This window comes from Psychrobacter immobilis (assembly GCF_904846225.1).
GTDB classification, from domain to species: domain Bacteria; phylum Pseudomonadota; class Gammaproteobacteria; order Pseudomonadales; family Moraxellaceae; genus Psychrobacter; species Psychrobacter immobilis_F.
Genome location: NZ_CAJGZJ010000001.1, coordinates 144,545 through 157,342 on the forward strand (window position 1 = coordinate 144,545; position 12,798 = coordinate 157,342).

The 12,798-nt window shown below is 42.0% G+C and carries 15 protein-coding genes; 4 read left to right on the top strand and 11 right to left on the bottom strand.

All coding sequences use genetic code 11. From position 1 onward, the window contains the following. Positions 1-440 precede the first annotated feature (440 nt). Positions 441-677 carry a 50S ribosomal protein L28 gene (gene rpmB, locus JMX48_RS00635; protein WP_201533189.1) on the top strand — a complete coding sequence of 79 codons (237 nt, stop codon included), beginning with the start codon at positions 441-443 and terminating at the stop codon, positions 675-677. Between the two features lie 161 nt (positions 678-838). Further along, a complete protein-coding gene (gene rpmG, locus JMX48_RS00640) occupies positions 839-994 on the top strand; it encodes a 50S ribosomal protein L33 (RefSeq protein ID WP_010201403.1) in 156 nt (51 codons plus the stop codon). 122 nt (positions 995-1,116) lie between these two features. Here the strand turns inward: rpmG and JMX48_RS00645 are convergent, their stop codons facing one another. The 11 genes from JMX48_RS00645 to ispH all read right to left on the bottom strand — a co-directional run bounded on the left by JMX48_RS00645 (position 1,117) and on the right by ispH (position 11,217). Next, positions 1,117-1,428 (bottom strand): hypothetical protein, encoded by a 312-nt coding sequence (locus JMX48_RS00645; RefSeq protein ID WP_201533191.1) that lies wholly within the window; start codon positions 1,426-1,428, stop codon positions 1,117-1,119. A gap of 184 nt (positions 1,429-1,612) precedes the next feature. Further along, positions 1,613-1,924: a hypothetical protein gene (locus JMX48_RS00650; protein WP_201533193.1), complete on the bottom strand. Its 312-nt coding sequence runs from the start codon at positions 1,922-1,924 to the stop codon at positions 1,613-1,615. A gap of 123 nt (positions 1,925-2,047) precedes the next feature. After that, positions 2,048-2,368: a hypothetical protein gene (locus JMX48_RS00655; RefSeq protein WP_201533567.1), complete on the bottom strand. Its 321-nt coding sequence runs from the start codon at positions 2,366-2,368 to the stop codon at positions 2,048-2,050. A 194-nt stretch (positions 2,369-2,562) separates the two neighbouring features. Further along, entirely contained in the window at positions 2,563-3,255 is a 693-nt protein-coding gene (gene rpe / locus JMX48_RS00660; protein WP_201533195.1) for a ribulose-phosphate 3-epimerase, read from the bottom strand. 113 nt (positions 3,256-3,368) lie between these two features. After that, positions 3,369-3,617, bottom strand: a complete 249-nt coding sequence (locus JMX48_RS14200) for a TIGR03643 family protein (protein ID WP_320158138.1) — start codon at positions 3,615-3,617, stop codon at positions 3,369-3,371. A gap of 250 nt (positions 3,618-3,867) precedes the next feature. After that, positions 3,868-4,758 carry an S-formylglutathione hydrolase gene (gene fghA, locus JMX48_RS00670; RefSeq protein WP_201533199.1) on the bottom strand — a complete coding sequence of 297 codons (891 nt, stop codon included), beginning with the start codon at positions 4,756-4,758 and terminating at the stop codon, positions 3,868-3,870. A 157-nt stretch (positions 4,759-4,915) separates the two neighbouring features. Next, the gene (locus tag JMX48_RS00675; protein ID WP_201533201.1) at positions 4,916-6,397 is read right to left on the bottom strand and encodes a C13 family peptidase; all 1,482 of its coding nucleotides are present in this window, start codon (positions 6,395-6,397) and stop codon (positions 4,916-4,918) included. A gap of 305 nt (positions 6,398-6,702) precedes the next feature. Further along, positions 6,703-8,709 carry a molecular chaperone HtpG gene (gene htpG, locus JMX48_RS00680; RefSeq protein WP_227687831.1) on the bottom strand — a complete coding sequence of 669 codons (2,007 nt, stop codon included), beginning with the start codon at positions 8,707-8,709 and terminating at the stop codon, positions 6,703-6,705. Between the two features lie 180 nt (positions 8,710-8,889). Beyond that, entirely contained in the window at positions 8,890-9,705 is an 816-nt protein-coding gene (locus JMX48_RS00685; RefSeq protein ID WP_201533203.1) for a thioesterase family protein, read from the bottom strand. 200 nt (positions 9,706-9,905) lie between these two features. Continuing rightward, positions 9,906-10,157: a hypothetical protein gene (locus JMX48_RS00690; protein WP_201533205.1), complete on the bottom strand. Its 252-nt coding sequence runs from the start codon at positions 10,155-10,157 to the stop codon at positions 9,906-9,908. Between the two features lie 103 nt (positions 10,158-10,260). Further along, entirely contained in the window at positions 10,261-11,217 is a 957-nt protein-coding gene (gene ispH, locus JMX48_RS00695) for a 4-hydroxy-3-methylbut-2-enyl diphosphate reductase (protein ID WP_201533207.1), read from the bottom strand. A gap of 354 nt (positions 11,218-11,571) precedes the next feature. Here ispH and gmk point away from each other — a divergent pair, with 354 nt between their 5' ends. Together gmk and rpoZ are read left to right on the top strand one after the other, a co-directional pair. Then, positions 11,572-12,198 (top strand): guanylate kinase, encoded by a 627-nt coding sequence (gene gmk, locus JMX48_RS00700; protein ID WP_201533209.1) that lies wholly within the window; start codon positions 11,572-11,574, stop codon positions 12,196-12,198. Between the two features lie 193 nt (positions 12,199-12,391). Beyond that, on the top strand, positions 12,392-12,652 hold the full coding sequence (rpoZ, locus tag JMX48_RS00705; RefSeq protein ID WP_193004758.1) for a DNA-directed RNA polymerase subunit omega: 261 nt from the start codon (positions 12,392-12,394) through the stop codon (positions 12,650-12,652). Positions 12,653-12,798: the final 146 nt, after the last annotated feature.

Below are 12,798 nucleotides of genomic sequence, written 5' to 3' on the forward strand. Positions count from 1 at the left end.
AAAAATCATCACACAGACTCATAGGAGACTGGTAATGATACACAGATTAACATTAAAGCCAATTTTATTAACAGATTGTATTAAATATATAACGGCAACTTTACTGACTTTTGTTATAAGTTACAACTAAAAATTAATCTTTACTATTAAATAATCAACAACATAGACGATGCATTTCAAGGTATAATAGCCATCCTTTAGACCAACAATAATCATAAAAATATTTGAATATTCATCTCTTTTATGGTATAAATGTCGGCTTTAAAATTTTCTGAATTGGTTAGTCTGTTATTTGCCTTTAGATGACAGTAAACCAGCTCAACCTTCATATAGTTTTGTTTGGTGCAAAGCTGCCGCTTGCTGTGTCCATGCCGCAAATACGTGCAACTTGCCCAGACTGGTATGAGAAAAACTCATACCTCATAGATTAGGAGTTCGCCATGTCTAGAGTTTGCCAAGTGACTGGAAAGCGCCCTATGGTGGGTAATAATGTTTCGCACGCAAACAACAAAACCCGTCGTCGCTTTCTACCAAACCTTCACAACCATCGTTTTTGGGTAGAGTCTGAAAATCGTTTTATACGTCTACGTGTGTCTACCAAAGGTATGCGCATCATTGACAAATTGGGTATCGATAAAGTGCTAGTAGATCTACGCGCACAAGGTCAAAAAGTATAAGTGACTATTGGCAGTTTAGTTGACTGATGATAATCAGCTGATTAGACTGCTTTTAAGCGATATATTTATGAAATCTATATTTATTTCATATTTGTATAGCCACTTAATGCTTTAGATTTATACCTATCGATTGAAGACCGCTCATTTACAGGAAAGCCATCATGAGAGATAAAATTAAGTTAGTATCAACCGCTGGTACTGGGTACTACTACACCACTACCAAAAACAAGCGCACTATGCCTGGCAAAATGGAAATCAAAAAATTTGATCCAAAAGTACGCCAGCATGTGATCTTTAAAGAAGCAAAAATCAAATAATCCCCATTTTCATAAATGGTTTTATTTGAACAAAAAAAAGGGTTTATCAATTGATAAACCCTTTTTTTATTTACAACTTTTATTTTCTGTTATCGCTGAGCTAAAAGTCAATCATCTCACAATTAGCTATAGTGCGTTGGTTCTTTATCATAAACATGCGCATGCCACTGGCTCATCTGCTTTTGCATAATCACCTGAATTGCCGCATGAATCATATGTTGACCGATTGCTTGAGTGTCGCTACCGAGCAACTCTTTGAGCTTTTCAGAAAAATCAATCGTCATTAATGGCGCTTCATCTTGCTCAGCATCACGCAACAACAATCTACCGCCCTCAGCCTCTACCAGCTCAAGTGTGGTCTCTTTAGCAAATCCTGCAAATTGGTCAGTACTATCGTTATCTAGTTCTATATCATTATCGATATCATATGGCATTAAATTATTCCTTATTGTCCCGTCTCATACTTGAAAAGAAAACCTCATGCAGCAAAGCTATCGTCTTATAGTAATGCGGGTAAAACTGTCTTACTCATACAATGGACGCTTTGAACCTGAAATTCAAGGGCTGTCACACAAGTCTATTATATAAAGATAGTTAAGCTTGTTATGATCCATGGCATCAACGCCAGTAGCGAAGCTTTGCCAATGTAAATAATAAAGCGACAAACATACCAAGATAATAAGACAGTTTCAGCTCAAAGGTTGGATCACGATATTTGAATGGCAATGCAACGGTGGCAGTTGCGGTAGGAAAGATCAGCAGCATAATTAGCCAGTTTTCAATGACATTCAACCAGCCTTGTAAATCAGTCCCATGACGCAACGAGGCCAATCCCAATAATAGACAAGCGATAATCAGCGTAATAAACAAACAATTTGGTAAATCTTTGGGAAAAATAATATCGGTGATTTTGGTAAATGACTTTGTCATACTAGCGTCCAGTCACGCTGATACCGCGTGACTTATTGATGAGTAAGATTTTTTCAATGGATAGTTAGTTTGATAACCGTCTGATTTGATACGAAGCTCTGATTTGATACGAAAAATAGTCAATTAGCTATAAGTACCCATCAACCATAACATCGACACACAAGCGGTCAGCCAGCCAAGCGTCAATGCATTTCTCGTCTCGATATGCAAACCCTTAACTTTATTGACCACTCGCGAACCTAACCAAAAAAATAAAGGAATGCCAATTACAAATGTAGGTACAATTACCGCCGCGTGACGCAGTACTGTTGCAAGGTCATCGCCTACCATTAGACGAAAACCATAACCTGCCAAACTTAACACAAGCGCAAACGTTGCCAAGCCGATAGTAATACCTTTTGGCACCAGGCTACGTTGCGGTAACTCATATTGAGCTGCCTGCATAGTACCTTTAGAAGATTCAGAAATCCCTAACGAGTCAACTGATTTTTCTGTGTCCATATTTCACCTCTATGTCACTTACCGTTATGCACAGTTATGAGTTATACAGCACATTTTACCACTACTTTTTTGACTAAATGGTTTGTCACTAAAAAAATTTAGGATTTTATTCAGCTATCACTTTATATGACCCTTACTTACTGCCATTCATGAGCCAATGCCAGCTCTTCACGCATGGCGTCGATAGCCGCCTTATAATCTGCTTGGTTAAATATCGCAGAGCCAGCGACGAACATATCAGCGCCTGCTTCGGCAATCGCACGGATATTGCTGGCTTTGATACCGCCATCAACTTCTAATCTGATGTCTCGACCACTGGTAATGATACGCTGACGAACTTGACGAACCTTATCTAAAGTACTATCGATAAATGACTGACCACCAAAACCTGGATTGACGCTCATTAGCAAGATTTGATCCACCTTATCCATAACGTAGTCTAAATAATGTAATGGCGTTGCTGGGTTCAATACCAAGCCACATTCTGCCCCGCCGTCTTTAATCAGCTGCAAAGAGCGGTCAATGTGGGCACTGGCTTCTGGATGAAAAGTGATGATACTAGCCCCCGCCTCTAGGAACTGCTCAATCATGCCATCGACCGGTGATACCATCAAATGTACATCAATCGGTGCGTCAATTCCATAATCACGTAAGGCGCTACAGATCATGCTACCAAAAGTTAGGTTGGGCACATAATGATTGTCCATCACATCGAAATGAATCACGTCAGCGCCTGACTCTAATACTTTCTCAACTTCTTCGCCCAAGCGCGCAAAATCAGCTGAAAGTATCGAGGGTGCAATAAGATAAGGTTTGGAAGGACTGATCATAATGTAGCTACCTAATTTAGGTTTATATAAGATATTGATAAATTAAAAAGAGATTTGCAACAGGCTTAAGTATTTTAAAGACTCTAAAATATTGGTGCTCAACACTCAAACTACTACCGTTGTTTATACTGAGTTTTGCAATAAGCGCGACCTATTTCAAAGCCTCGTTTCGCTTGATGTTTGGTGGCACGATTACTCACTCGTTGACGCCATAGTCGAAAAGATGAGGGTTTTAACTCTTGGCGCATGAGCTTAATCACGCCAGATTCATTAAGACCATAGCTGTGCTCTATCGCTCCAAATGGCGTTCTATCTTCCCATGCCATCTCTATCACTCGCGAGATTTGCGACTCATCAAGCACTCTATCGCCAGCGTTATTAATCGTTTTTTCGATGAAGGCTTCTGATTTGACCTGCGATAATCGATCACTATTGGTACGTTGCTTGCTTTCTAAAGCAGCATTCATATCGGCCTGCATAGTCGCGCTCGTCGCAGTAGAATCTACTGACTGAGGCTCTACAACAGAAGCTGCTAAATCTTGATAACTTGCCATAAAATTTACCTTTTAAACATCAAACCATATAACAAAAAAGCATGTCCAACATCAAAGTCTAGCTGAATTGAGCCATGCGCCAATGATGTTCGATGTGATCGTTCATCATGCTTTGTATGAAATAATAGCTATGATCATGTCCAGCGTGATAGCGAAGTGTCAGCGGCTGCTTGGCTTTTTCACAAGCCTCTTGGAGTTTTGATGTTTGTAAGTGTCCTTCTAAAAAGAACTCATCAGCACCGCCTTGGTCAACCAAAATGTTTGAATACTGCTGACCCACGCTTGCTATCACCTTTGAGGCATCAGAGTGCGCCCACAGCGTTTTGTCATCACCCAAGTATTCAGTATAAGCTTCTTGACCCCATGATGACTCACTGGCTGCACAAACAGGAGACATCGCTGAGACACTAATGAACTTATTGGGGTGCTTGAATCCTAATAATAAGGACCCGTGTCCACCCATTGAATGTCCCATGATACCCATATTGATGATTGGAAATTCAGCGCGTAACAAATCGCACAACTCATCAACGATATAAGTTTCCATATTAAAATGCTCAGCCCATGGAGCTTGGGTTGCATCAATATAATAACCAGCACCTTGTCCAACAAAGTAGCGCTCATCATCCGCCACATCTATATCATCATTGCTGCGTGGCGAGGTATCAGGTGCGATAAATATCATGCCAAGTTCACTACATTTTTGTTGAAAATGGCCTTTGTGCGTCACATTATCTGCATTACACGTCAGACCTGATAGGTACAATATCGCAGGACAACTCTGACCTGCTAGTGCTTCATCTGGCAGATAAACACTAAATGTCATCGGCGTTTTGGTAGACGTTGATTGATGGCTATAATAATGCTGCTCGCCGTTGAAGCAGCGGTTCACACTTTTTTGTATGAGCTGAGTATTAGCAGACAAACTGTGATTGTGAGAATTATTCATGAGTGATATCCCTTTTATCCGAAATAAAATACAAGATGACTTATAAATACACGATGACTTATACAAGGTGCTTATAATTTAGCAAAAGACATTTATAAGTTAGAAAGCATTTATAAATCATACTAGCATGTGCAAAAACTTAAATAATGCTCAAATATTAATCAGCGGTATTCGCTGTGTTATCCACTGGCTGACTGGAAGCGCCATCAGCTAATACATCCGTAGTAGTAGAATCAGTGCTGTTAATAATGCTGGCGACTGGTGGCCGTGTTTTATCAAATAGCACTTGCTCAAACGCCGGTAATGCCGTCTCCATGAGACTACCAATGGACATCTGCGGCTCTGATGGCTCAAAGCCCATCACACTCTCACGCTCATGAACCCGTATGCGAGCATCTTTGAATGCCGACTCAAAACTGGTGTTGCTTCGAAGGCTTTCGGCAAAAAACGCTTGCCCAAAATACGTCATCTCGGCTGTATTAGTACAACCAAATGACGGTTTGTCAGCAGCTGACGCGGTAATCACTACCGTGGTCGGCGATGCCAATTCATCAATAAATGAGCCTGAATAACACGCTGATACTACGATGACCCGCCAGCGAATACCTGAGGCATCCAGTGCCTCACGTAGCCACGCTGCATCTAGATTTTCCATTGCAAGTGGCGGATTTGCCAGTTGGATAATATCTTGATTGCCATGCGAGGACAGTGTGAGAAATAACACATCTTCATCAGCGTTCATCTGCTGACCAATTCTTTTTAAGCCGCGTGAAATACTGGTTTTAGTGGCTATTGGCTCATCGAGCCAACTATAAGCATTGTTAATCAACGATAAAGAGCGGCCGCTAGTGCCAAAGCGCACATCAAACAACTCTCGTACTTTATTAATCTCAGAGCGAAAAACGTTTTGATCCGCAAATCCCGCTACGCCCATAAAGTACCAATCAGTTTCACCTGAGATACTTGGCTCAATACCATCCAATGCTTGCTGTAGCAAACGAGGCTGCTCATATATTGCAGCTTCTGCTAATACAGGCTCTACAGGGATTTGCTTAAATATCGGTTGGTCAGCGACATTGCGCTGCCACATGGTCAAGAGCGCGACCGCACCTATCAATACAATAATACGCTCCCACCACGGTATACGTAGGCGGCGAGAAAAAATCCATAGTAATGCCAACGTCTGCCACAAAAACAGCACTAAAAACAGGATGGGTAAAAATGAATAACTCCAATTAGGTAACCAGTTGTAGCTACCCAAAAGCTGTACCAAGCTCTGTAATAGCGCCGACAATGTATCGGCAACTAACCACAGTACCACGGGCACAAAAACCAGCGTTTGATTGGCAGCACGCCGTGCCAAAATAATACCGCCCAATAGAATGATCATCGGCCATATTAAATAACTGACCAACCCTTGCTCATTAAAAATACTACTACTATCAGCCGCTAGCCACGAAAAAAGCACATTGCTGCCCAATGCCAAAAGTGCAAATACAGCAAATTGGATGAAGGTCGGTTTTACCCAAGAAAACGCGCGTGTCGACCCCACTAACATCCATAGCGTTGCGATAATATTTGCAGCAAAATTGAGCGAAAAGCGCTGAAGCGATACGGTTTTTAACGACGCAAGTGACAAAGACTTAGACCTCTAGCCAGCCGAGAAAATAAAGTGAACCCATTATAAATGCCTCGATGTAGTAGCCGCTCAATGTCATTCATTAACACTTTTTGCAGGACACACGAACATTAGTTTTATATTTAATTCACTAAGAAATAAGGAGAGCTGGCAAATAACACAACTTAATAGTTTAGCCCGCTAATCTATCGCGATTGTAACGGATTGTCGGTCAAGAGGATAAGACTGATTTGTAAAATCTGCTTGAATTTGAACAAAAAAGAGGCCTTGTAAACAAGACCTCCTTCATTATCAAACCCTACCTATTATCTCATCAATAACTCATTGACGCGTTTTAAATAAGCAGCTGGATCTTCTAATTGACCGCCATCTGCAAGTAATGCTTGATCAAAGATAACTTGAGCAAGGTCATCAAACTGTTCACTACTTTCAAGCTTTTTGATAAGTGGATGGTCAGGGTTGACCTCAAGCGTTGGCTTGCTCTCTGGCACATCCTGCCCCATTTGCTTTAGCATTTGAATCATCTGTGGTGATAGCTCCCCTTCACCAACGACCAAGCAAGCTGGGCTGTCAACCAAACGAGTAGACACTTTAACGTCTTTGGCGCGACCGCTTAGTGCCGTTTTTAGCTTATCGACAACAGGTTTTAATGTTTCTTCTGCCTTTGATGCTTCCGCTTTTTCTGCCTCATCTTGTAAGTCGCCTAAATCTACAGCGCCTTTTGCGATATTCTGTAACGGAGTTTCATCAAACTGGGTCAAAAAGTTCATTGCCCATTCATCGACACGGCTGGTCATCAAAATAACTTCGATGCCTTTTTTCTTAAACAGCTCAAGTTGCGGGCTATTTTTTGCAGCGGCCAAGTTATCAGCCGTTAGATAATAAATGGATTTTTGACCGTCTTTCATACGACCTTTATAGTCTTCAAAGCTGGTTTCAAGACCATCTTGAGTGCTGGTCGCATAACGAAGCAGTTTGGCAATACGTTCTTGATTGCCCATGTCTTCGCCAAGCCCTTCTTTGATGACGTCACCAAACTCTGCGTAGAACTGGGCGAATTTTTCTTGCTTATCGCTGTCTTCGCTATTGGCCAAACTGGCTAGCAAGGTCAAAATACGACGCGCATTACCATCACGAATCGATTTTACATCACGTGACTCTTGTAAAAGCTCACGGCTCACGTTCAGTGGCAAATCTGCTGAATCAATAACGCCTTTGACAAAACGCAAATACATCGGTAGCAACTGCTCAGCTTCGTCCATGATAAACACACGTTTGACATAAAGCTTCAAGCCATGTTGCTGCTCGCGAGTGTACAAATCCACGGGTGCTTTTTTGGGGATATATAACAACTGTGTATACTGAACACGACCTTCAACACGGTTATGCGTCCAAGTGAGCGGCGCTTCCATGTCATAAGTAATGTTCTTGTAAAAATCGACATACTCGTCGTCTTCAATATCAGACGCTGAACGCGTCCATAAGGCACTGGCTTTATTGATGGTTTCCCACTCATCCGTCAGCACCATTTCGCCACCCGCTGGCGTATCATCGTCTTCGTTTTCTTTGACGTCTTCTTGCCAAACTTCTTTACGCATCTGAATCGGTAAGCTGATATGGTCGGAGTATTTATTGACCAAACGCTTAATTTTACTGCGGTCGAGATAACTGTCTTCGCCTTCGCTATATTCTTCTTTTAGATGCAAAGTGATGGCTGTGCCGCGCGCCTCTTTGGTGATAGGCTCAACGGTAAAGCTGCCTGTACCGTCTGATACCCAGCGCACGCCTTTATCAGCAGGCTCGCCCGCTTTACGTGATTCAACACTGATCGTATCAGCCACGATAAAGCCAGAGTAGAAACCGACACCGAACTGCCCAATCAATTGACCTTCTTGCTTTTGCGATTCAGATAATTTGTCTAAAAATGCTTTGGTACCTGACTTGGCAATGGTGCCTAGGTTTTCAATGGCATCGGCTTCATTCATACCGATACCGTTATCGGTAAAGGTAATGGTTTTGGCGTCTTCATCGACGGCGATGCGAATACGCAGCTCACCATCATTTTCATAAAGACTGTCATCATTGGTGGCTTCAAAGCGCAATTTATCACAAGCATCAGAGGCATTAGAAACCAGCTCACGCACAAATATATCAGCATTAGAATATAGCGAATGCGTTACTAAATGCAGCAACTGCGCCACTTCTGCTTCGAAGGTGTGTTTTTTTAATTCAGGGGTACTTGTATTAGTGGCACTTTTATTAGCATTGATATCGTCAGCGCTTTTGTCATTCGCTTGGGTTTGCTCACTCATAAAAAAACTCCTTTAATGGTGGTGAAAATTTATTATAAGATAGCGGCAATCATTCTAAATTTGCTCAGATAAACAGTAGAGAAAATCAGAGTTTTAAGTACCGCTAAGCTGTTTATACTAATAGGGGCACAGAAGAAAATTTCAAGCGTAAGCGCAGGTTTAACCTCTATTTTGTCCAAATTAGCGCGGCATTGGACGAATAGTGAGGATTTGCTCACTGCGACCAAAAGGCCCATGTAGATCATGTAGTACGGCACTGGTCAGTCCTATGCCATCATCTCCATATTGCTGCACCGCTTGGATACCCAGCCAGCAACCTTTTGGCGCGCGATGCATGTGAATTTGCAAATCAGTATTTGGAAACATCCATTCTAATTTTGATAGCCCAAGACCAAGCCTTGGCACGACACCATTGGCAGTATCGACCATGCCCAATAAATGCACCAAGTCATCCGTTAGCATGCCATCGACCATCTCGACATCGTTGGTTACCCATACCATACCGCTGCCTGGACGACGCTGCGAATCCGTCACCAGACGCACGCTTTCAATAAAGCCGCCTGGCCAACCTTTCATGCCATCCCAAACTGGCAAATCTTCAGGATTATGTAGCGCCTTTTGATCCTCAAGCCCCGCAATCTCACTGGTATCTTGGGTCATGAGTCGCCATGCACGCGCGATAATAGCATCTCGGCCACGACTACTCATTACCGCTTCAATAAGCTCGATTGTCTTGCCGGGACGAATACAACGTGTGGTAATGGTAAAGTCATCAAGCGGTATGAGCCCTAAAATATCAAGGCTAATACGGGCGAGACGCATGTTGGCTTGTGGCGCATAGCTGTTTAGCTCAGCCGTGAGCACGCCTGTCGCTGGTGCCATGTGTTGCTCATGCTCATTCCAAGCACCTTGTGCGTGTTTGGTTGGTTGATAATGCGCAATATTGACACCGCCTTCCTGCTGTTCACGTTCAATCAAGGTGTAATAAGCTGACATGACTGTCCTTACTTTTTTATCAAGTCCTTCTCATTGATTCAGTGTTTTGATTGCTATGAGAGGTCGTTATATGGAAAGATATCGTGACTTTTAATCATTAAATAATCATTAAATAAAGCGTGCTAAGTACGCTCTATTTAATGACTTCTGTCTTTATGTTGGTATGATTATTTACAAGATTTCTAAGATTTTGCTCACTTTTATACGTCATCAATGAGCACTTGTTTTCTCATATTAAGAATTTGGCGGCTTTTTATAATAATGAATAAGAAAAAAATCATCACTACCACGAATGCCCCATAAAAAAGACTGTAATCTTGCATGAAGTTCGTGATATTTAGGAGCAGTATCAAAGCAATCATGACAATAACAAACATATTTATTTTTAACTGTTTGTTCACCTCATCCAGTGTCGCTTCTGCCAAGACAAATTTGGTTTTCTGTTTTTTCATTCTACCTTATCCATAGTAGGTGGCTTTTATTAGATGATTGTTAGTCGATGTTTCTTATCAAATCGCATTCGTCAAAAGCGCTGATATACAGATGACTCTTATTCTATTTCCCAACTTGAGTAATTGGAATACGCAGCGCCTTAGGCAGACTGAACGTCACGTTTTCCTCGATGCCTGACAGCTCACTTGGCAGGTCACCACCCCAATCTTGTAACTGTTGTAGCACTTCTTGAATGAGCACTTCAGGCGCTGAAGCACCAGCAGTAACGCCAATACTTTGGACACCTTCCAACCAGCTAATATCCATTTCGCTAGCATTATCAATCAGATAAGCACGGCAATTCATACGCTCTGCCAGCTCACGTAGACGATTAGAGTTTGAAGAATTTGGCGAACCGACCACCAAGACCACTTCACAGCGACTGGCTAAGTCTTTTACGGCATCTTGGCGATTTTGGGTGGCATAACAGATATCATCTTTACGTGGACCTTGGATACTGGGGAACTTGTCACGCAACGCATCGATAACGCGAGCCGTGTCATCCATTGATAACGTGGTTTGAGTGACAAACGCGACATGCTCGGCATCTTGCACCGTCAACGCCTCAACATCGCTTTCATCTTCGACCAGATGGATCTGACCACCATGGCGACGGTTAAAGCGTCCCATAGTGCCTTCCACTTCAGGGTGCCCGGCATGACCGATCAGCACCGCATCCATACCGTCTTGTGCAAATTTGGCGACTTCGATATGCACCTTGGTGACCAAAGGACACGTTGCATCAAATACGGTAAGGTCACGACGCTCAGCTTCATCTTCGACAGCTTTTGACACGCCATGGGCTGAAAAAATAACGATAGAGCCATCTGGCACTTCGTGTAATTCTTCGACAAACACGGCACCACGATTTGCCAAGTCAGAGACGACAAATTTATTATGTACCACCTCATGACGAACATAAATGGGTGGCTCAAAACGTATCAGTGCTTCATTAACAATCGCAATCGCGCGATCCACACCAGCACAAAACCCACGTGGATTGGCAAGATAAATTTGCATAATAAGGCCTATCATTGGATAATTTATAGTGAAAGCTTGTCGTTCACAGCTTCAATTCAAAAGTTGGGATGAAATCAATGCCCTACTTTAGCATAATTTACTTTTATTGCTCTTGAAAATAGCAGTGTACGCTATGAAAATAGCAATATATTAATCGGCCATTAACAACAATATCTTTAATTAAAATAAAAGTCATAAAAGCAGTTTATAATGACGTATCGATCCCAACTCTTATCGCCATACATGATGGCGATTTTTATTTTTACCAGCCCTTAGCCGTTCATTAAGATATTTTTTAATTGTTTTTTAGCACAACCTTTACTAGGACACACTGACTTTACTAGGACATATTGTATGACAGGTTCATTATTTATTATTACTGCCGCCTCTGGTACCGGCAAAACCTCATTGGTAAAACAGCTACTTGCTACCACCAATGATTTGACCGTCAGTGTCTCGCATACCACTCGTATGCCACGTCCCGGCGAGATTGACGGTCATCACTATCATTTTACTGACGTCGATAAATTTGTAAGCGCTATCGGTGACAATAATTTTTTGGAACATGCTGAGGTATTTGGTAATTATTATGGCACCTCAGAGCAAAGTGTTCGAGCGCAATTAGAGGCAGGTGTTGATGTCATTTTGGAGATTGACTGGCAGGGTGCGCTACAAGTCAAAAAAATATTCACTGAAGCGACCATGATTTTTATTTTACCGCCAAGTATCGCAACTTTACGTCAACGCCTATCGACTCGTGGGCAAGATACGATAGAGGTGATAGAGCAGCGTTTGGCGGGTGCAGTAAACGAGATGGCACAATACGTAAATTTTGATTTTGTGATTATTAATGACAATTTTGAAGTGGCTTTGACTGAGCTAAAAGCGATTATCGTGGCTGATAGACAGACACTTAAGCGCCAACAGCAGCGTTATCGTCGTACCATTAGCAATTTGCTAAGCAACAAAGCAGAAGACTGAATCTATAATCAGCTGAAAATAAAATGGCTATACAGAACTAAATTCGTTCTCAGTGAGTCGCGATAAAAAGCAACTACGCAGCTGAGCAAAAAATGCTATAATGTCTGGCTATTCCCCTTTATGTATTTGATATTATTTTTATTGAGTGGCGGACAACGTCCATTACTAATAAAAACAACCGAGGTAGCTATTTATGGCACGAGTGACGATTGAAGATTGTTTGGATAATGTTGATAATCGCTTTGAACTGATTTTAGTTGCAAGCAAGCGCGCCCGTCAATTGGCCAAAGGTATTGCTGAGCCAATGGTTGACGTGGATAATGACAAGCCGACGGTATTGGCATTACGTGAAATTGCGGCTGGCAAAATCACACGTGATATTCTAAATCAGCCAGAGCATCACTTTGCAACCAGTTCACTAGATTTGGCATTGTCAGGCGATCATAGCTTTTAGCAAGTCGTTTTGGTAAAGCCTATTGTATATCTCATAAAGCGGACGACTGCTTTATGAGATATACATAGTGACGATAAAAACCACAGCATAGGCTGTGGTTTTTTGGTTGTAATGATATTGCATTGATTGTTTTTGTCGCCATTTAT